An 18,007-nucleotide genomic window follows, 5' to 3' on the forward strand; every position below is an offset into this window, starting at 1 on the left:
TCGCCGGGCGCCCATGGAAAGCGCGAAGCCATTTTTCAGACGCGTTCCAGCACGGTCGCAATGCCCTGCCCGCCGCCGATGCACTGCGTGGCCAGCGCATAGCGGCCACCCTCGCGCGCCAGCAGCGATGCCGCCTTGCCGGTGATGCGCGCGCCGGTCGCGCCCAGCGGATGGCCGATGGCCAGGCCGCCGCCGTCGAGGTTGACCGTCCCCATGTCCAGTCCCAGATCGCGGATGCAGGCCAGGGCCTGGGACGAGAAGGCCTCGTTGATCTCCACCACATCCAGGTCGGCCACCGACAGGCCCGCGCGGGCAAGCGCCTTGCGCGTGGCGGGGATCGGGCCGATGCCCATCACGGCAGGGTCCACGCCCACGGTGGCGAAGCTGCGGATGCGCGCGAGCGCGGCCAGGCCGTGGCGCTCGGCGAAGTCGTCGCGCGCGACCAGCACCGCCGCGGCACCGTCGGTGAGCGGCGAGGAGGTGCCCGCCGTCACCACACCATCGGGCCGGAAGGCCGGCTTGAGCGCGGCCAGCGCCTCGGCCGAGGTGGCGGGGCGGATGCAGCCATCGCTGTCGACCGTGCTGCCGTCGGGCAGTGCGATGGGCACGATCTCCTGCGTCAGCCGGCCGGTCTCGCGCGCCTCGGCGGCCTTGCGGTGCGACTGCACGGCCAGCGCCTCCTGGTCGGCGCGGCTCACGGCCCAGCGCTCGGCCACGTTCTCGGCCGTCTCGCCCATGGAGAGGTAGGCATCGGTGTCCGCCAGCAGACCGGGATGGGCCGAGAAGTTGAAGCCGCCCTGCGGCACCATCGTCATCGACTCCACCCCCACGCACAGGTAGGCGTCGCCGATGCCGGCCTCGATCTGCGCGGCGGCGATGTGCACCGCCTGCATCGACGAGCCGCAGAAGCGGTTGACCGTCATGCCGCCGACCTCGTGCGGCAGGCCGGCCAGCAGGCCGACGATGCGTGCGAGGTTGTTGCCCTGCGCGGCCTCGGGATAGGCACAGCCGAGGATCACGTCCTCCAGCAGCGCCGGGTCCAGGCCGGTGCGCTGCAGCAGGCCCTGGACCACGGTGGCGGCCAGCGTGTCCGGCCGCACCTCGGCCAGGCGGCCCTTGCGGGCGAAGTGGAAGGGCGAGCGCGCATAGGCGGCGATGACGGCTTTCATGAGATCTCCTGGCTTGTCGGTTTTGGGGGCGCGCCGGCGTTCAGGCCACCGGCGTGGCGGAAGGCGTGAAGGCCGCTGCCGCCGCGGGGGCGGATGCGGCGGTGCGCGGCGCGCTGGCGGCGTCGAGCCGGCTGCGCTGCTCGGCCGAGAGCGCGATCTGCAGCGCGCCCAGGTTGGACTGCAGCTGGCCCAGCGTGCGCGGCCCCAGCAGCGGCTGCACGTCCCGGGTCAGCAGCCAGGCGATGGCGACCTGGTCGGGCGTGGCCCCCAACTCGGCGGCCACGGCCAGCACGGCATCGAGCAGGGCAGTGCGCTCCGCGGAGTTCTCGGCCTGGAACACCTTGCCGCCCAGCGCCTCGGCCCGTCCCCGTTCGCCCTGGCGGTACTTGCCGGTGAGCATGCCGCCGCCCAGCGGCGACCAGGTGACGGCGGCCAGGCCCAGCGCCTGCGCGGCGGGCAGCAGGTCGGCCTCGGGCGCGCGGTGCACCAGGCTGTATTCGAACTGCAGCGCGGCGATGGGCACGGCGCCGCTCAGCTCGGCCAGCGTCACGGCGCGGCCCACGCGCCAGGCGGGAAAGTTGGACAGGCCGGCGTAGACGATCTTGCCGGCGCGCGCCAGGTCGTCCAGGCCGCGCACGATCTCCTCCGACGGCGTGACACCGTCGGGGTGGTGCACCCAGTACAGGTCGATGCGGTCGGTCTTCAGCCGGCGCAGGCTGGCCTCCACCGAGGCCACCATGGCGCGCCGGCTGTTGCCGGTGACCAGCGGGCCGGCCTTCGTCGATGCGCCGTTGCTGAACTTGGTGGCCAGGAAGAACTCGTCGCGGCGACCGGCCAGCAGCTCGCCCAGGATCTCCTCGGACTGGCCGAACTGGTAGACGTCGGCCGTGTCGATGACGTTGCCGCCGGCCTCGGCATAGGCGTCGAGGAGCGCGGCACTCTGGTCCGCGTCCGCGCCGTGGCCCCAGCGCTGGCCGAAGTTGGCCGTGCCCAGGGCCAGCCGGGAGAGCCGCAGTCCGGTGCGGCCGAAGGGGAGTTGCTGCATCTGCATGGTGGGTCTCCGGTGTCGGGTCGTGGCCTTCAGTGCGGCGCGAGGTAGCGCGGCGCCGGCGTGTTGCGCGAGAGGTGCGGGCCCATGGCGCGGCGGGCGGCCTCGTAGGCCTCCCAGGCCTCTGCGGCATGCAGCGAGGGCAGGGTGACCGTCTCGCCGCGGTCCAGGCCGACCAGGGCCGCGTCGACCATGTCCTCGGCGCGCATGACGATGCGGGCGTCCAGGTTCTCGACCGGCAGGCCGCCGGTGGCCCAGAACTCGGTGGCCGTGGCCCCGGGCAGCACGGCCTGCACCCGCACGCCCTTGGCCGCCAGCTCATGCTGCAGCGACTGGCTGAAGGCCAGCACGAAGGCCTTGGTGCCGCCGTACACGCCGTTGAGGATCTCGGGCGCCACCGCCACGATGGAGGCGATGTTGACAACAGTGCCGCCCCCGCGGGCCACGAAGCCGGGCACCGCCGCGTAGGCCAGGCGCATCGGCGCGGTGACGTTGAGCGCCACCATGCGCGTCATGGCCTCCACGTCGCTGTCCAGCAGCGGGGTGTGGGTGCCGATGCCGGCGTTGTTGACCAGCAGGCGGATGCTGGCGTCCTGGCGCAGCTTGGCTTCCACGGTGGCCAGCGAGGCCGCGTCGGTCAGGTCGGCGGCCAGCACCTCGACATTGCGGCCGGTGCGGCTGGTGATGTCGCGTGCCAGTGCGTTGAGCCGCTCGCGGTCGCGGGCGACGAGGATCAGGTCGTGGCCGCGGCGGGCCAGGCGGTCGGCGTACAGCGCGCCGATGCCGGAGGAGGCGCCCGTGACGAGGGCGGTGCCGGAAGCGATGGAGGTCATGGTGGGAGTCCTTGCAGGCCGCCGGACGTGGCGGCATGGACGAATGATGCGGCCGGCAGTCAATGTCTCAAATGACGTATATAGTCATGATTCAAGACATCGACGAAAAGACACCATGCTGCGCATCGGCTACCTGCTGCCCGAAGGCTTCCAGGTCATGGCCCTGGCCACCCAGGCCGTGTTCGAGTTCGCCAACCTGGCCGCCCGCGAGCGGGTCTACAGCGTCGAGAACTATTCGCTGGCCGGCGGCGAGGTGCTGACGTCCGCCGGCACGCGGGTGCTGAGCCGGCCGCTGTCCTCCCGCACCGCCGTCGACACCTGGCTGGTGGCCGGCACGCGCGATCCGGTGGATGCGGGTGCGGCGCCCGCACTGGTGCGGGCGCTCGGGCGCGCCGCCGGCCGCGCGCGCCGCACGGCCGGCCTGTGCACCGGCGCCTTCCTGCTGGCCGACGCCGGCCTGCTGGACCAGCGCCGCGCCACCACCCACTGGGCCTGGACCGATGCACTGCAGCAGCGCCATCCCTCGATCCAGGTGGAGCCCGACCGCATCTTCATCACCGACGGGGCCTTCTGGACCTCGGCCGGCATGACGGCCGAGCTGGACCTGGCGCTGGGCCTGGTCGAGAAGGACCTGGGCAGCGATGCCGCCGCCAGCGTGGCCCGCGGCCTGGTGATGCCGCAGCGGCGCTCTGGCGGGCAGTCGCAGCACTCGGAGCTGCTGCGCCTGGCCCCCAAGTCCGACCGCATCCAGCAGGCGCTGGAATACGCCCGTGCGCACCTGGCCGCGCCCCTGGGCGTCGAGCAACTGGCCGAAGTGGCGCACCTCAGCCCGCGGCAGTTCAGCCGCGTTTTCGCGGCGGAGACGGGACAGTCGCCCGCCAAGGCGGTGGAGCAGTTGCGGCTGGAGTCGGCGCGGCTGATGGTGGAACGCAGCCGCCATCCGCTGGAGGTGGTGGCGCGCGAGACGGGCTTTCGCGACGCGCGCCATCTGCGCGAGGTGTTCCTGCGCGGCTTCGGCGTGCCACCGCAGGTGGTGCGGCGCGCGGCGCGCGGCACCGACTGAGCAGCCACGCGGGCCCGGCTTCGCGCCCGGCGTGCGGCGAGTGCGGCCGCCTACCGGCGCCTCGCCGGCTTCCTACAAGGCCCGCCCCGGGCCCCGCAACCATGGGTGTCGACCTTTCCCCCACGCGAAGGACCCCGACCCCATGCTTGCCATGAACTACCGCGGCCCCTACCGGGTGCGCATCGACGAACTCGCCGAGCCCGAGATCGAGCACCCGGGCGACGCCATCGTGCGCGTCACCCGCAGCTGCATCTGCGGCTCGGACCTGCACCTCTACCACGGGCTGGTGCCCGACACGCGCGTGGGCACGACCTTCGGCCACGAGTTCACTGGCGTGGTCGAACGTGTGGGGCCCGACGTGCAGCGCCTCAAACCCGGCGATCGGGTGCTCGTGCCCTTCAACATCTTTTGCGGCACCTGCTTCTTCTGCAGCCGCGAGCTGTTCAGCAACTGCCACAACGTCAACCCCGAGGCGACGGCGGTGGGCGGCATCTACGGCTACTCGCACACCACCGGCGGCTATGCCGGTGGCCAGGCGGAATACGTGCGCGTGCCCATGGCCGACATCGGCCCCACGGTACTGCCGGAGGGCCTGGACGAGGACGACGCCGTGCTGCTGACCGACGTCTTTCCCACCGGCTACCAGGCGGCCGAGATGGGCAGCATCCGCGAGGGCGACACGGTGGTCGTCTTCGGCGCCGGCCCTGTGGGCCTGTTCGCCGCACGCTCGGCCTGGTTCATGGGCGCCGGCCGGGTGATCGTGGTGGACCATGTGGAATACCGCCTGGCCTTCGCGCGCGAGTTCGCGCACTGCGAGACGGTGGACTTCAAGTCGGTGGGCGACATGGCCATCCACATCAAGAAGATGACCGACGGCCTGGGTGCCGACGTGTGCATCGACTGCGTGGGCGCCGAGGCCGCCGGCAGCTTCGCCCAGACGCTGACCGGGGTGAAGCTCAAGCTGCAGGGCGGTGCGGCGACGGTGCTGCACTGGGCCATCAACTCGGTGCGCAAGGGTGGGCATGTGTCGATCGTGGGCGTGTACGGGCCCACCTTCAACGCCTTGCCCATCGGCAATGCGGTCAACAAGGGCCTGACGCTGCGCATGAACCAGGCCTCGGTCAAGCGCCACCTGCCCAAGCTCATCGAGCATGTGCAGGCCGGACGCATCCGGCCCAGCGACATCATCACCCACCGCCTGCCGCTGGAGGAGGTGGCCGAGGGCTACCACCTGTTCAGCAGCAAGCTGGACCAGTGCATCAAGGTCGTACTGCTGCCGCCTTCGGCGCGCGCCTGAACGCACACACGGAGGCTCCCATGGCAGACACCGACACCCCCACGAATGACGCGTCCACCGCATCGGCGCGCCATGCCCACATCCCCGCCTGGGGCGTGGACCGCGACCGCAATAGCCGCCCCGCCGTGCCCATGGAGCGCACGCCGCCCCGACTGGAGGGCGTGCACTGGACGCAGCCGGCCCAGCAGCCCCAGACCGTCGAGGTGCTGTGCTCCACCGAGCGCGACAGCACGCTCACGCCCATCTTCGGCACCACCCTGCCGCCGCAGGGCGCCAGCGGCAGCCTGCGCCGCGTCGCCTTCCGTTTCAGCGAGAACGACCTGCGGCACTGGCTGATCCTGCTGCTGGCCGATCGCACCGACATGGTCGAGGGCGTGATCGACGACCTTCGCCGTGGCCACGTGCCCAACCTGGTGGCCGAGATGGGCCTGGGCGCCGCCTGGAAGCATGACCGGCCGCGTCTAATTCGCAAGCTGGCATGGACGGCTGGCACCGTGGTGGTGCTGGGCCTGCTGGCAGGCCGTCGGCGCAGCGGGAGGCGCCTGCGCTGAGCGCGCGATTCCTGCCGGAATCTAGAGCCGGTCGAAGGGCTTTCGATCCAGCAGGCAGTCGATGAATGAACCCAGCAGGGCGGGTCGATGCTGCCTGTTCGGGTAGTAGAGGAACAGCCCCGGACGCGAGATCGACCAGTCCGCGAGCACCTGAACCAGCCGCCCCTGCGCCACGAGCTCGCCCACGCCATCCTTGTCGAAGTGATAGGCAATGCCGAGCCCGTTCAGCGCAGCGGCGACGCCGATGTCGGCGTGGTTGGTGACGACGGGGCCGTCCACCGCCACGTCCAGCCGCTGCCCTCGCTTCCTGAACTCCCAGCGATAGTGCCTGCCATCCATCTGGAGGCGCCAGTTGATGCAGGCGTGGTCATGCAGTTCGGCCGGGGACCGGGGTGTTCCCCGGCGCGCGAGGTAGTCCGGTGAAGCCACGGCGACCATGTCCAGGTCGGGCGTGAGGCGCACGGCCACCATGTCCTTCTCCAGCCGCCCGCCCACGCGGATGCCCGCGTCGAAGCGGCCGGCGACGATGTCCGCCAGGGCGTCGTCGACCACGATGTCCAGAACCACGTCGGGGTGTACCCGATGGAAGCGTGAGAGGCGGGGCGCAATGACGGTCCTCGCGGCGATCCCAAGCGTGTTGATGCGAAGCGTGCCCTTCATCTGCCCTGTCGCCTCGCTGGCCTCGGCGACCGCCGCAGCCATCTCCCGGAACAGGGGCGCGATGCGCTTGTAGAGCAGTTCGCCACTCGCCGTTGGCGCGACGCTTCGCGTCGTGCGATTCAGCAGCCGTGCCCCGATGCGGGCCTCGAGCTGGCGGATGGTCTGGCTGAGTGCCGAGGGCGACAGACCCAGATGCTCTGCCGCGCGGGCGAAGCTCTGGCGCTCGACAACGGCCACGAAGGCCTTCAGCTCGGCAAAGTCGGATCCCCGCATTGTGTATTCCTTTCTACACAGCCCATCCAGATTCAAGCGCATTCACTTCATTGTCTCCGGCGCGCATCCTCAGGCCTTCACCGACCCATGGAGCCGAGCGCATGAACACCTTGACCCTTCCCGAACCCATCGCTGCGTACTTCGCGGCCGAGCACAACCCCGAAGCCCTGGCGCGTTGCTTCACGCCGCAGGCCGTCATGAAGGACGACGGTCATACCTACACGGGCATCGACGCCATCACGGCCTTCATGGCCGAGGCATCGGCCAAGTACGGCGCGACCAGCGTGCCCTTCGCCATCGAGCGGGAGGAGGGCTTTCAGCTCGTTCGCGCCAACGTCAGCGGCAACTTCCCCGGCAGCCCGATCGTTCTGTCGTACCGCTTTCGCCTCGAACGCGGCCTGATCGCATCGCTGGAGATCACGGCATGAGCTTCGATCTTCAGCTCGATGGCCTGCGGGCCGTGGTGACCGGGGGCACGCTGGGCCTCGGCGCTGCCGTGGTTGAAGCCCTCGTGGAGGCTGGCGCCCGGGTGGTGACATCCGCGCGCACCGCGCCCGCGCAGCGCGTGGAGGGCGTCAGCTATGTGTTGGCCGACCTGTCGACGGCGCAAGGTGCCGGCCAGCTTGCACAGGCGGTCTTGCAGCAATGGGGTGGCGTCGACATCCTGGTCAATGTGCTGGGCGGCTCGAAGACACCCATCGGCGGCTTCGCCGCGATCACCGACGAGCATTGGTTCGCCGAGTTGAACCTGAACCTGATGCCGGCCGTGCGTCTGGATCGCGCACTGCTGCCGTCGATGCTGGCGAAAGGGTCGGGCGTCATCATCCATGTCGGTTCCATCCAGCGCGTGCTGCCCCTGCACGAATCCACGACCGCCTACGCCGCGGCCAAGGGGGCCCTCGCCACCTACAGCAAGTCCCTGGCGAGGGAGGTGACGCCCAAGGGTGTTCGCGTGCTGAGCGTGGCGCCGGGCTGGATCGAGACCGAGGCTTCCGTGGCCTTTGCCCAGCGCATGGCTGACCAGGCCGGAACGGACTACGCCGGCGGCAGGAAGATCGTCATGGATTGGCTGGGCGGAATTCCCGTGGGCCGGCCCGCCAGGCCGCGCGAGGTCGCCGATCTGATCGCGTTCCTTGCCTCCCCGCGATCCGCCTCCATCGCCGGGGCCGAGTACCGGATCGACGGCGGCACCGTCCCCACCGTGTAGCCAACCGCCGCAGCGGACTGGGCGACGGCGAACCCGCGCGTTCGGTCCGCGCCGCGGCCGATGCGCGGCAAGACCCGGCTCAGCCCGGGCCGGCCTTGTCCAGCTCCGCGAGCCGCCCGCGCAGGAATTCGGCAAAGGCATAGGCGATCACCGGCAGCTGGCGCCCGCGCAGGCAGCCCAGCACCAGCTCGCCCTGCGGAAAGGCCCGGTCCTCGATGGCGCGGGCCACCAGCTCGGGGTCGCCGAGCTCGGTGCCCACTGCCATCTGGAAGGTGATGGACCGGCGGTCGGCCAGGCAGCCCCGCAGGAACTCGAAGCTGTTGCTCTCCACCATGGGCTGGAAGCGGGTGGAGCTGCGCGCGAGGAAGCGCTCCAGCAGCTGGCGCCCGCCGATGTCGCGGTTGGGCAGCACCACCGGATAGTCGGCGCAGTCGCGCAGCCGCAGGGCGCTGCGGCCGGCCAGCGGATGCTCGGCATGCATCATGGCCATCAGCCGCTGGCCGGCCACGTCCAGCCGCTGGATGTCGGCCTCAGCCGGCAGGTTGAAGACCAGGGCCAGGTCGGTGTCCAGGCTGCGCAGGGCCTCGGCGGCGTGCACGTGGTCGCCGATGCGCGCGTCGAAGGCCACCAGCGGATGCGTCTCGCGGAAGGCCGCGATGGCCGCGGGCAGGAAGCGCGGCGCCAGGGCCTGGCTGGCCACCAGCCGCACGCGGCCGCGGCGCAGGCCCTGCAGTTCCTCGATCTCGGAGCGCACGCGCTCCAGCTCGGCGCCGCGGTCGCGGATGTAGCGCACGAACAGCTCGCCCGCGGCCGTCAGCCGCATGCCGCGCGGCAGCCGCTCGAAAAGAGGCGTGCCCAGCTCCTCCTCGATGTCCTGGATGCGGCGGTTGACGGCCGAGGGCGCCACATGCAGCCGCTCCGCGGCCTGACGGATGGAGCCGATGCGCGCCACCTCGTCGACGTAGCGCAGCAGGCGAAGGTGGTTCATGCGGCCATTGTGGTGTCGGCGTGCGCGTGCAGCAGTCGCGCCAGTTCCGCCGTCGCGTCCGCCCCCTTCAGGGCGGTGTCCCACAGGCGCGCGGCGAGCGTCTCGTGCAGGCGCAGGGCTTCCTGGTCCTCGCTGATCATCGCCACGCCGTAGTGCAGGTTCGTCGGCTCCACGATGCGGAAGGGGCTCGTCACCAGCACGCGGCGCCCATGCGGCAACTGAAGCAGCTGGAAGCCCGAGGTCGGCAGCGGCTGGGTGGTCAGCACGACCTGTACGCCCATCGGCGGCGAGGCGATGAGGCCGGCCAGTCGCTCCATCTCGCGCCGTGCTGCGAGCCGCCGGGCAGCGCGTTCGGCCGCCGGCAGCAGCGGGTGGCCGCCCAGGCCGTGCGTCAGGTAGCGCTCGATGTCGCCCACCGGCACGATGTTGACGAGCGCCGGCCTGTTGCGCGCGAAGGTCGTCTTGCGCTTGGCCAGCAGGTGCATCAGGCGGTCGGCCTCGGCCGGGCTCAGGGCGGTCTGGTCATCGCGCCGGTCGACCAGGCGCTCGGCCAGCGCGGTGTCGTAGGCGTCGGAACTCAGCATGTAGGCCTGCGGGCCGAACACCACGGTCATCTGCGTGGCCTCGGCTTCGAGCCGCTGCTGGCGGTCGAAGAACAGCATGCCGTGGGTGATGTACTCGTTGCCCAGGCCGAGCAAGGCACCGGTTGAGGTTTCGTACAGCCGGGCCAGCTTCTCCAGCACCTCGAGCTTGACCACCTCGCCCGACTCGTAGCGGTAGAGGAGCGCGCGCGAGATGCCCGCCGCGCGTGCCACCTGCTCGGTGCTCAGGCGCGCGTTCTGGCGCCGGCTGCGCAGGCGCTCCCCGATGTGGGCGTAGTGGTGGGGGGTGGTCATGGCGGCTGCCGTCTCGTTAATGAATCAGTTCGCGAAATTGCACGTTGTGACACCGGGCGGGCCGGCCTACGCTGGCCCGGCCATCGCAACACATCACGCAACGAACATGCCCACCATTTCCGTCGACGGGGTACCCGTCCACTACATCGAAGCCGGCAGCGGCGAGCGCGCCGTCGTCTTGCTGCACGGCGGCTTCGGCAGCTCCAGCGAACTGTGGGAGCGCACGCTGCAGTCGCTGCCGCCCGGCTGGCGCGGCTACGCCATCGACAACTTCCTGCGCTCGGCCGCGCCGCCCGACGGCTACAGCGTGCAGTCGCTGGCCCGGCGCGTGCGCGGTTTCGTCGACGCGCTCGATCTCGAGAAGCCCGTGATCGGAGGCCATTCGATGGGCGGCGTGGTGAGCCAGATCGCCGCGTCGAACGACCCCCAGCGCTACGGCGGTGTGGTGCTGGTGTGCACCGGCGCGGTCATGACCAACCACACGCTGGGCCGGGTGCTGCTGCAGGATCTGCGCGACAACGGCCATGCCAACCTGCAAGAGATCAGCGCCAACTGGTTCCGCGAGCTGCCCGGGGACTTCTTCGAGGACTACGTGGCGCGTGCCCAGACGGCACCGCTGGCGGCCATGATCGACGTGCAGCAGAGCCTGCTCGACACCGACTGCCGGCCGCTGCTGCCGAAGATCACCGCACCCACGCTGGTGGTGTTCGGCGCACACGACGCGGGCCGCACGATCGACCACGCGAACACGCTGCTGGCTGGCATCCCGAACAGCCGCCTTGCGCACATGCCCGACAGCGGGCACACGCCGATGGTCGAGACGCCCGAGGCCTTCGACGCCGCCCTGCATGCTTTCCTGACCGAAACCCACTGAGGACTTCCATCATGATCCGACGCTCCCTCCTCGCCCTGGCCGTGGCGGCCGGCGCTTCCCTCCTCGCGTTGCCGGCAGCGCTGGCCGACACGCTCGACGACGTGCAGAAGGCCGGCGTGCTGCGCGTGGCCATCACGCTGGACTATCCGCCCTTCGGTTCGGTCGATGCCAGCATGAACCCGCAGGGCTACGACGTGGAGTTCGCCAACCTGATGGCGGCCGCGCTGGGCGTCCGGGCCGAGCTGGTGCGGGTGACGGCGCAGTCCAAGATCCCGACCATGGCCACGCGCAAGGCCGACCTGCTGCTCAACATCGGCCGCAACGAGGAGCGCGCCAAGGTGGTGGACTTCACCCAGCCCTACGCACCGTACTACATCGGCGTGTTCGGCCCGGTCGACCAGACCGCCACCGGCGTGGCCGACCTGGCGGGCAAGAAGATCGCCGTGACGCGCGGCACGCTCGAAGACCAGCTGCTCACGAAGATGGCACCGCCCGAGGCCGCGATCCAGCGTTACGAGGACCACAGCAACACGATCAGTTCCTTCCTGAGCGGGCAGAGCGACCTCATGTCGGTCGGCAACATCGTGGCTGCGGCCATCATGGAGAAGAACCCGCCGCGCAAGCCGGAGCAGAAGTTCCTGCTGATGAACTCGCCCGTGTGCGCGGCGGTCACCAAGGGCGAGCAGCGGCTGCTCGAGCGGATCAACGCCGCCATTGCCGAGATCAAGGGCAACGGCCGGCTCGGCGGCATGGCCACGCGCTGGCTCAAGCAGCCGCTGCCGGCCAATCTCTGAGGCGTGGTGGCGCCGTTGCCAGAACGGCAACGGCGCTACCGCGATAAAGCGCCGGAAAGTGAGCGCTGGTGGCACGGGCGATGCGTGCTTCTGGCGCATGCACAGCGATGAACGCACTCCCGGCACCAAGTTGGACACGGCCACCGGTGACGCCCCCGGCTTCGGCCCCGCGGCCGCCAACCGCTGGCAGCTGCAGGACGGCACGCTGAGCCTGGTCCGCACGCCGCCGGCGCCGCGGCCCCTGGCCCTGCCGGCACAGCCCGAAGCGCTCGTGATCGACCTCGCCCGCACCGCGCTGGTGGTGGTCGACATGCAGAACGACTTCTGCCACCCCGAGGGCTGGTTCGGCCAGAAGGGCCTGGACGTGCAGGCCGCGCGCCGGCCCATCCCGGTGCTGCAGGCGCTGCTGCCCGCCTGGCGCCGCGCGGGCAGCCCGCTCGTCTGGTGCAACTGGGGCATCCGTGCCGACCGACGCAACCTCGGCCCCACGGTGCAGTTCAAGGGCAAGCGCACGGCCGAGGGCGTGGGCTATGGCGAGCGCTCACCCATCGACCACGGCCCATCCCTGGTGCAGGGCAGCTGGGGCGCGGCGCTGGTCGACGAACTCGCGGCCGAGCCTGGCGACATCCTGGTGCACAAGCACCGGCTCTCGGGTTTCTGGGACAGCGAGCTCGACAGCGTGCTGCGCAACGCCGGTATCAGCACGCTCCTGTTCGCCGGTATCAACACCGACCGCTGCGTGTTCTCCACCCTGCAGGACGCGGCCTTCCTCGGCTACGACTGCGTGCTGCTGGAGGACGCCTGCAGCACTTCGTCACCCGACTACGTGACCGACGGCGTGCTCTACCTCATGCGCCTGCTGCACGGCTTCACAGCGACCGCGGCCAACCTGGGTGCTGCCCTGGCCGACCTTCACGACCTTCCTTCCAACCCTGCCTGAGGAACCCCTGCCATGACCTCGCCCCTCTCCCTTCTCGCACGCTGGACACGGCCGCTCATCGGCGCCGCCGCCCTGGCCCTGGCCGCGCTGCCCGCCGCCGCACAGACGCCGATCAAGCTGGTGCTCAACTGGAAGTACGAAGGCCCGCAGGCCTGGTTCTTCCTGGCGCAGGACCGCGGCTACTTCAAGCAGGAAGGGCTGGACGTCAGCATCGACCAGGGCGAGGGCTCGGCCGCCTCGATCCCGAAGGTCGCCGCCGGCACCTACCAGGCCGGCTTCGGCGACATGAATGCGCTGATCGACCTGGCGGCCAAGCGGCCGGCCGATGCGCCCGTGGGCGTTTACATGCTCTACAACACGCCGCCCTTCGCCGTGGTGGTGCGCAGCGACAGCCCCATCAGGACGCCCAAGGACCTGGAAGGCAAGACCATCGGCGGCCCGGCCAACGACGGCGCGCTCAAGCTCTTCCCGGCCTTCGCCAAGCTGGCCAAGATCGACGCCGCCAAGGTCACCATCTCCAACATGGCGCCCAACCTGCGCGAGCAGATGCTGGTGCGTGGCCAGATCGACGGCGCCTTCGGCTATGTCACCACCGTGAGCTTCAGCGCCCGCGGCATGGGGCTGGATCCGGCCAAGGACCTGCGCTTCATCCGCTACGGCGACCACGGCATGGACCTCTATGCCAACACCGTCTTCTTCTCGCGCAGCTTCGTGCAGGACAAGCCCCAGGCCGTGGCCGGCTTCGTCAAGGCCCTCAACCGCGCCATCAAGGAGGTGCTCGCCAATCCCGAGGCCGGCATCGACGCGGTGATGAAGCGCGAGCCGCTGCTCAAGCGCGAGGTCGAGAAAGAGAAGCTCCTGGCCACGCTGAAGAACGACATGAGCCACCCCGAGATCGCCCGCATCGGCCTGGGCGACGTGGACGACGAGCGGCTGAAGAAGGCCATCGGCATCGTGGCCGAGGCCAACCAGCTGCCGCGCCAGCCCGAGGTGGGCGAGGTCTTCGACCGCCGCTTCCTGCCGGCGCGCGCTGAGCGCCCGTCCAGCACCGTCGCGCCCTGAACACCACCGACAAGCCCCTCTGAAGAAAGAAGAGACCGCCATGGATCTGCAACTGCGCGACAAGGTCGCCATCATCACCGGCCCGGCCAAGGGCATGGGCGCCGCCATCACCCTGGCCTTCGCCCGAGAAGGCGCCAGGCTGGTGCTGGCCGGCCGCGACACCGCCGCCATCGAACCCGTGGCCGCCGAGGCCCGCGCGCTGGGCGTGCCGGCCCAGGTGGTGGCCTGCGACCTCACCGTCTCCAGCCAGACCGAGGCGCTGGCCACGGCCGCGCTGGCCGCCTTCGGCCGCATCGACATTCTGGTCAACGTGGCCGGCGGCTCGGGCCCCATCGGCAAGACCGGCTGGGAGACCACCACCGAGGAATTCGACGAGATCGTGCGTCTGAACATGACCGGCTGCTTCAACACCATCCGTGCCGTCATGCCGGCGATGGTGGAGCAGCGCAGCGGCAAGATCGTCAACGTGGGCGGCACCTTCGGCCTGCGCGGGCGCGCCGGGCGCATGGCCTATTCGGCCTCCAAGTGGGGCCTGCGCGGCATCACCAAGAGCTTTGCGCTGGAGGCCGGGCCGCACAACATCAACGTCAACAACGTCGCGCCGGGCATGGTGGACGGCCCGCGCTTCCGCGAGAAGGTGTGCGCCAACATGGCCCAGCGCCTGGGCATCACGCTGGAGGAAGCCATGCAGCGCCACGCGGCCGACTACGCGCTGCGCCGCGTCTCCACCGACACCGACATCGCCAACGCCTGCCTGTTCATGGCCAGCGAAGTGTCGCGGCAGATCACCGGCGCCGACCTGCCGGTGGACGGCGGCTGGGCCGCTCTCTGAGAACGGGAGCGAACACCATGCGACCCGAAGTCGACCTCGTCATCCGCGGCGCGAGCGTGGTCTCGCCCGACGCCATCGTGCCCGCCAGCGTGGCCATTGCCGGTGAGCAGATCGTGGCCGTGGGCCACGACGACACCATGCCGCCGGCGCGCGAAGAACTGCGGGCCGACGGCCTGCTCCTGCTGCCCGGCGCCATCGACAGCCATGTGCACTTCCGCGATCCGGGCTATCCGCACAAGGAGACCTGGCGCACCGGCTCGGCCGCCGCGGCGCTGGGCGGCGTGACCACCGTCTTCGACATGCCCAACACCTCGCCAGCCACGGGCACCGTGGAGGCGCTGCGGCTCAAGCAGAAGGCGGCCGAGGCCTCGTACTGCGACTTCGGCATCCACGGCCTGCTGGGCGACGACACCATCGAGCGGCTGGAGGAACTGCTGGAGGCCGGTGTCACCAGCTTCAAGGCCTTCGTGGGCAACACCTTCGGCAACCTGCCCGCGCCCACCGACGGTGCGCTGCTGGAGGGCTTCGAGACGCTGGCGCCGCTGGGCGTGCGCACCGTGGTGCATGCGGAGAACTCGTCGATCCTGTTCCGCCGCCAGAAGAAGATGCAGGAGGCCGGCCGCATCGACGCCCTGGCGCACCTGGCGGCGCGGCCCGCCGTGGCCGAGATCGAGGCCATCGGCCGCGTGCTGACGCTGGCCGAATGGACCGGCGCGCGGGTGCACATCGCCCACCACAGCGCGGCCGATTCGCTCTTCCTGCTGCGCGAGGCCAAGCGCCGCGGTGTGGATGTGACGGCCGAGACCTGCCCGCAGTACCTGCTGCTCAACACCGAGCACATGCGCAAGCTGGGCGGCGTGATGCGGCTGAACCCGCCCATCCGCGAGCCGCGTCACAACCAGCCCCTGTGGGACGCGCTGATGGACGGCACGCTGGACATGATCGCCACCGACCATGCGCCGCATGCGCCCGAGGAGAAGACGCGCGAGAGCATCTGGGACTGCGACTGCGGCTTCCCGGGCGTGGAGACGCAGATGCCGCTGATGCTCACCGAGGTCAACCGCGGCCGCGCCACGCTCATGGACTACGTGCGCTGGAGCGCCGTCGCGCCTGCCAGGGCCTGGGGCCTGTACGGCACCAAGGGTGTGATCGCGCCCGGTGCCCATGCCGACATCGCCATCGTCGACATGGCGCGCCAGGGCGTGCTGTCGCAGAACCGGCTGCAGAGCATCAGCCGCATCTCCCCCTGGAACGGGCGGCCGGTGCAGGGCTATCCGCTGCACACGCTGCTGCGCGGGCGCTTCGTCATGCGCGACGGCCGTCTGGTGGAGGACGCCGTGGGCTGGGGCCGCTCGGTCAAGGCCGTGCAGAAGATGCCCACGCCCCGGCCGCGCAACACCGAGCACTACAGCCGCGCCATCCTGGAGACGCCGCCCGGCGTGCCGCCGACGGCGGTGCCGGTGGGCGAGGTGGACTGGAGCGCTTCATGAGCGGCGCCATCCCCCAGCATGTGGACGCGCATGTGGTGCCCTGCCGCGGCCCCGGCGACCTGAGCGGCGTGCAGGCCCTGGTCGAGGCCGGGGCGCTCGATCCGCGCCACATCGTGGCTGTGATGGGCAAGACCGAGGGCAATGGCTGTGTCAACGACCACACCCGCGACTTCGCCGCCATGGCCTGGTGCCACTACCTCGCGCCGCACCGCGGCTGCACGCCGCAGGCGGTGCATGCGCAGGTGGCGCTGGTGATGTCCGGCGGCACCGAGGGCGTGCTGTCGCCGCACTTCACCGTCTTCACCCGCCGCGCGGCGCTGCCGCATGAAGTGGTCGAAGGCGAGAAGCGGCTGGTGGTCGGCATCGCCCACACGCGCGACTTCGCGCCCGAGGAGATGGGCCGCCAGGCGCAGATCGCCGCCACGGCCGAGGCCGTGCAGGCCGCCATGCGCGACGCCGGCATCGACAGTGCGGGCGACGTGCACTTCGTGCAGGTCAAGTGCCCGCTGCTCACCGCTGCCAAGGTGGACGACGCGCTCGGCCGCGGCCATGACACCGTGACGCGTGACACCTACGAATCGATGGGCTATTCGCGCGCCGCCTCGGCGCTGGGGGTGGGCGTGGCGCTGGGCGAGATCGATGCGGCGCGCGCCACCGATGCGGCGGTGCTGCACGACACCACGCTGCACTCGGCCCGCGCCTCCGTGTCGGCCGGCATCGAGCTGGAGGGCAACGTGGTCATCGTGCTGGGCGAGGCCGCAGGCAGCGCCTCGCCGCTGCGCATCGGCCATGCGCTCATGCGCGACGCGGTGGACACCGCGGGCCTGCGCGCATTGCTGCGCGAGCACTTCGGGCTGGATCCGGAGGTCGACGCGGCCCTCATCGCGCAGCGGCTGGTCAACCTCCTGGCCAAGGCCGAGGCCAGCCCCGACGGGCGGGTGCGCGAGGCGCGCCACACCATGCTGAACGACTCGGACATCCATTCGACCCGCCATGCGCGGGCCGCCGTCGGGGCCGTGCTGGCTTCGGTGGTCGGCCGCACGGCGCTGTACGTGTCGGGCGGTGCCGAGCATCAGGGCCCGCCCGGCGGCGGCCCGGTGGCCGCGCTGGTGCGCGTGGCCTGAGCTTCCATTCCTTGCTGGAACATCCCATGAGCCAGAGCTTCATCCAACTCTCCGACGTGATGCTGCGCTACGGCGGCGGCACCATCGCCCTGGACCACACCACGCTGGGCATCGACCGGGGCGACTTCGTGGCCCTGGTCGGCCCCAGCGGCTGCGGCAAGTCGACCATCCTCAAGCTGCTGGCCGGACTGCTGCGGCCCACCTCGGGTGCGGTGATCGCCGGCGGCCGCGAGGTCGGGCCGGCGGGTGCACGCCCCATGGCGGCCGGCCGGCTGGCACTGCGCATCGGCCTCGCCTTCCAGAACCCGACCATGCTGCCGTGGCTGACGATCCGCGAAAACGTGATGATCCCGCTGAAGATCGTCGAGCCCTTCCGCCAGGACTACGCCCGCAAGAAGCGCGGCGAGTACGCCGAGCGCGCCGACGCGCTGCTGGCGCAGGTGGGCCTGCGCGGCTTCGGCGACAAGCGGCCCTGGCAGCTGTCGGGCGGCATGCTGCAGCGCGCCTCGCTGTGCCGCGCGCTGGTGCACCAGCCCGAGCTGCTGCTGCTGGACGAGCCCTTCGGCGCCCTCGACCAGTTCACCCGCGAGGAGCTGTGGGACATCATGCAGACGCTGTGGATGACCCAGCGGCCCACGGTGCTGCTGGTGACCCACGACCTGCGCGAGTCGGCCTACCTGGCCAACCGCATCTGCGTGATGAGCGCGCGGCCCGGTCGCATCCTGGAGACGCGCGACGTGGACTTCGCCCGACCGCGCACGCTGCAGTCCAGCTACGACCCGGCCTTCGGCGCGCTGGTGCAGCAGCTGCGCATGCGCATCGCCGAGGCGCGCTGCGAGAGCGACACGGCCGCTGCCGCAGCTACCATGCCCACTGCGCTGCAGGGGGTGGCGGCATGAACGCGCG

At 70.8% G+C, this 18,007-nt stretch carries 19 protein-coding genes; 13 read left to right on the top strand and 6 right to left on the bottom strand.

Annotated features, from left to right (window positions below; all coding sequences use genetic code 11):
- Positions 1–35 precede the first annotated feature (35 nt).
- From KBC94_RS04185 to KBC94_RS04195, 3 genes are read right to left on the bottom strand one after another with little or no spacing between them, the layout of a single operon-like run.
- Positions 36–1,169, bottom strand: a complete 1,134-nt coding sequence (locus tag KBC94_RS04185; RefSeq protein WP_294366598.1) for a thiolase family protein — start codon at positions 1,167–1,169, stop codon at positions 36–38.
- Positions 1,170–1,209: 40 nt separating this feature from the next.
- Positions 1,210–2,214 carry an aldo/keto reductase gene (locus KBC94_RS04190; RefSeq protein WP_294366780.1) on the bottom strand — a complete coding sequence of 335 codons (1,005 nt, stop codon included), beginning with the start codon at positions 2,212–2,214 and terminating at the stop codon, positions 1,210–1,212.
- 35 nt (positions 2,215–2,249) lie between these two features.
- Positions 2,250–3,050 carry an SDR family oxidoreductase gene (locus KBC94_RS04195; protein ID WP_294366599.1) on the bottom strand — a complete coding sequence of 267 codons (801 nt, stop codon included), beginning with the start codon at positions 3,048–3,050 and terminating at the stop codon, positions 2,250–2,252.
- 115 nt (positions 3,051–3,165) lie between these two features.
- On the opposite strand from KBC94_RS04195, the gene KBC94_RS04200 reads away from it, so the two are divergent.
- The 3 genes from KBC94_RS04200 to KBC94_RS04210 all read left to right on the top strand — a co-directional run bounded on the left by KBC94_RS04200 (position 3,166) and on the right by KBC94_RS04210 (position 5,961).
- Positions 3,166–4,113 carry a helix-turn-helix domain-containing protein gene (locus KBC94_RS04200; RefSeq protein ID WP_294366600.1) on the top strand — a complete coding sequence of 316 codons (948 nt, stop codon included), beginning with the start codon at positions 3,166–3,168 and terminating at the stop codon, positions 4,111–4,113.
- A gap of 142 nt (positions 4,114–4,255) precedes the next feature.
- Complete coding sequence (locus KBC94_RS04205) at positions 4,256–5,410, top strand: zinc-dependent alcohol dehydrogenase (RefSeq protein WP_294366602.1); 1,155 nt, start codon at positions 4,256–4,258, stop codon at positions 5,408–5,410.
- 20 nt (positions 5,411–5,430) lie between these two features.
- Complete coding sequence (locus tag KBC94_RS04210; protein WP_294366604.1) at positions 5,431–5,961, top strand: hypothetical protein; 531 nt, start codon at positions 5,431–5,433, stop codon at positions 5,959–5,961.
- A gap of 21 nt (positions 5,962–5,982) precedes the next feature.
- Here KBC94_RS04210 and KBC94_RS04215 read toward each other — a convergent pair whose 3' ends face one another.
- A complete protein-coding gene (locus KBC94_RS04215) occupies positions 5,983–6,894 on the bottom strand; it encodes a LysR family transcriptional regulator (RefSeq protein WP_294366606.1) in 912 nt (303 codons plus the stop codon).
- Positions 6,895–6,995: 101 nt separating this feature from the next.
- Between KBC94_RS04215 and KBC94_RS04220 the strand changes: the two genes are divergently transcribed.
- Both KBC94_RS04220 and KBC94_RS04225 read left to right on the top strand, forming a co-directional pair.
- Positions 6,996–7,322 carry a nuclear transport factor 2 family protein gene (locus KBC94_RS04220; protein WP_294366608.1) on the top strand — a complete coding sequence of 109 codons (327 nt, stop codon included), beginning with the start codon at positions 6,996–6,998 and terminating at the stop codon, positions 7,320–7,322.
- A complete protein-coding gene (locus KBC94_RS04225) occupies positions 7,319–8,101 on the top strand; it encodes an SDR family oxidoreductase (protein WP_294366610.1) in 783 nt (260 codons plus the stop codon). Before KBC94_RS04220 ends, KBC94_RS04225 begins: the two co-directional genes overlap by 4 nt.
- 79 nt (positions 8,102–8,180) lie before the next feature.
- On the opposite strand, the gene KBC94_RS04230 is transcribed toward KBC94_RS04225, so the two are convergent.
- Both KBC94_RS04230 and KBC94_RS04235 read right to left on the bottom strand, forming a co-directional pair.
- Positions 8,181–9,089 (bottom strand): LysR family transcriptional regulator, encoded by a 909-nt coding sequence (locus tag KBC94_RS04230; RefSeq protein ID WP_294366612.1) that lies wholly within the window; start codon positions 9,087–9,089, stop codon positions 8,181–8,183.
- Entirely contained in the window at positions 9,086–9,985 is a 900-nt protein-coding gene (locus KBC94_RS04235; protein ID WP_294366615.1) for a helix-turn-helix domain-containing protein, read from the bottom strand. The genes KBC94_RS04230 and KBC94_RS04235 overlap by 4 nt, the downstream gene beginning before the upstream one ends.
- Before the next feature lie 106 nt (positions 9,986–10,091).
- Here KBC94_RS04235 and KBC94_RS04240 point away from each other — a divergent pair, with 106 nt between their 5' ends.
- From KBC94_RS04240 to KBC94_RS04275, 8 genes are all read left to right on the top strand, one after another.
- Complete coding sequence (locus KBC94_RS04240) at positions 10,092–10,859, top strand: alpha/beta hydrolase (RefSeq protein ID WP_294366617.1); 768 nt, start codon at positions 10,092–10,094, stop codon at positions 10,857–10,859.
- 11 nt (positions 10,860–10,870) lie between these two features.
- Positions 10,871–11,653 carry a transporter substrate-binding domain-containing protein gene (locus KBC94_RS04245; RefSeq protein ID WP_294366619.1) on the top strand — a complete coding sequence of 261 codons (783 nt, stop codon included), beginning with the start codon at positions 10,871–10,873 and terminating at the stop codon, positions 11,651–11,653.
- Positions 11,654–11,750: 97 nt separating this feature from the next.
- Positions 11,751–12,593 carry an isochorismatase family cysteine hydrolase gene (locus tag KBC94_RS04250; protein ID WP_294366621.1) on the top strand — a complete coding sequence of 281 codons (843 nt, stop codon included), beginning with the start codon at positions 11,751–11,753 and terminating at the stop codon, positions 12,591–12,593.
- A gap of 12 nt (positions 12,594–12,605) precedes the next feature.
- Positions 12,606–13,655 (top strand): ABC transporter substrate-binding protein, encoded by a 1,050-nt coding sequence (locus KBC94_RS04255; RefSeq protein ID WP_294366623.1) that lies wholly within the window; start codon positions 12,606–12,608, stop codon positions 13,653–13,655.
- A gap of 40 nt (positions 13,656–13,695) precedes the next feature.
- Positions 13,696–14,487, top strand: a complete 792-nt coding sequence (locus KBC94_RS04260) for an SDR family NAD(P)-dependent oxidoreductase (protein ID WP_294366624.1) — start codon at positions 13,696–13,698, stop codon at positions 14,485–14,487.
- Positions 14,488–14,504: 17 nt separating this feature from the next.
- Positions 14,505–15,977 carry a dihydroorotase family protein gene (locus tag KBC94_RS04265; RefSeq protein ID WP_294366628.1) on the top strand — a complete coding sequence of 491 codons (1,473 nt, stop codon included), beginning with the start codon at positions 14,505–14,507 and terminating at the stop codon, positions 15,975–15,977.
- Complete coding sequence (locus KBC94_RS04270) at positions 15,974–17,101, top strand: ring-opening amidohydrolase (protein ID WP_294366630.1); 1,128 nt, start codon at positions 15,974–15,976, stop codon at positions 17,099–17,101. Before KBC94_RS04265 ends, KBC94_RS04270 begins: the two co-directional genes overlap by 4 nt.
- 26 nt (positions 17,102–17,127) lie before the next feature.
- Positions 17,128–18,000 carry an ABC transporter ATP-binding protein gene (locus tag KBC94_RS04275; protein WP_294366631.1) on the top strand — a complete coding sequence of 291 codons (873 nt, stop codon included), beginning with the start codon at positions 17,128–17,130 and terminating at the stop codon, positions 17,998–18,000.
- Positions 18,001–18,007 lie beyond the last annotated feature (7 nt).

The organism is Pseudacidovorax sp., assembly GCF_017991995.1.
Lineage (GTDB): Bacteria > Pseudomonadota > Gammaproteobacteria > Burkholderiales > Burkholderiaceae_C > Xenophilus.

Excerpts from the sequence above, each read along its gene's own strand:
- KBC94_RS04225 (WP_294366610.1), top strand. The coding sequence starts at position 7,319 with ATGAGCTTCGATCTTCAGCTCGATGGCCTGCGGGCCGTGGTGACCGGG.
- KBC94_RS04265 (WP_294366628.1), top strand. The coding sequence starts at position 14,505 with ATGCGACCCGAAGTCGACCTCGTCATCCGCGGCGCGAGCGTGGTCTCG.
- KBC94_RS04190 (WP_294366780.1), bottom strand. The coding sequence starts at position 2,214 with ATGCAGCAACTCCCCTTCGGCCGCACCGGACTGCGGCTCTCCCGGCTG.
- KBC94_RS04200 (WP_294366600.1), top strand. The coding sequence starts at position 3,166 with ATGCTGCGCATCGGCTACCTGCTGCCCGAAGGCTTCCAGGTCATGGCC.
- KBC94_RS04230 (WP_294366612.1), bottom strand. The coding sequence starts at position 9,089 with ATGAACCACCTTCGCCTGCTGCGCTACGTCGACGAGGTGGCGCGCATC.
- KBC94_RS04240 (WP_294366617.1), top strand. The coding sequence starts at position 10,092 with ATGCCCACCATTTCCGTCGACGGGGTACCCGTCCACTACATCGAAGCC.
- KBC94_RS04215 (WP_294366606.1), bottom strand. The coding sequence starts at position 6,894 with ATGCGGGGATCCGACTTTGCCGAGCTGAAGGCCTTCGTGGCCGTTGTC.
- KBC94_RS04185 (WP_294366598.1), bottom strand. The coding sequence starts at position 1,169 with ATGAAAGCCGTCATCGCCGCCTATGCGCGCTCGCCCTTCCACTTCGCC.
- KBC94_RS04260 (WP_294366624.1), top strand. The coding sequence starts at position 13,696 with ATGGATCTGCAACTGCGCGACAAGGTCGCCATCATCACCGGCCCGGCC.
- KBC94_RS04245 (WP_294366619.1), top strand. The coding sequence starts at position 10,871 with ATGATCCGACGCTCCCTCCTCGCCCTGGCCGTGGCGGCCGGCGCTTCC.
- KBC94_RS04195 (WP_294366599.1), bottom strand. The coding sequence starts at position 3,050 with ATGACCTCCATCGCTTCCGGCACCGCCCTCGTCACGGGCGCCTCCTCC.
- KBC94_RS04205 (WP_294366602.1), top strand. The coding sequence starts at position 4,256 with ATGCTTGCCATGAACTACCGCGGCCCCTACCGGGTGCGCATCGACGAA.
- KBC94_RS04255 (WP_294366623.1), top strand. The coding sequence starts at position 12,606 with ATGACCTCGCCCCTCTCCCTTCTCGCACGCTGGACACGGCCGCTCATC.
- KBC94_RS04270 (WP_294366630.1), top strand. The coding sequence starts at position 15,974 with ATGAGCGGCGCCATCCCCCAGCATGTGGACGCGCATGTGGTGCCCTGC.
- KBC94_RS04235 (WP_294366615.1), bottom strand. The coding sequence starts at position 9,985 with ATGACCACCCCCCACCACTACGCCCACATCGGGGAGCGCCTGCGCAGC.
- KBC94_RS04220 (WP_294366608.1), top strand. The coding sequence starts at position 6,996 with ATGAACACCTTGACCCTTCCCGAACCCATCGCTGCGTACTTCGCGGCC.
- KBC94_RS04250 (WP_294366621.1), top strand. The coding sequence starts at position 11,751 with ATGCACAGCGATGAACGCACTCCCGGCACCAAGTTGGACACGGCCACC.
- KBC94_RS04210 (WP_294366604.1), top strand. The coding sequence starts at position 5,431 with ATGGCAGACACCGACACCCCCACGAATGACGCGTCCACCGCATCGGCG.
- KBC94_RS04275 (WP_294366631.1), top strand. The coding sequence starts at position 17,128 with ATGAGCCAGAGCTTCATCCAACTCTCCGACGTGATGCTGCGCTACGGC.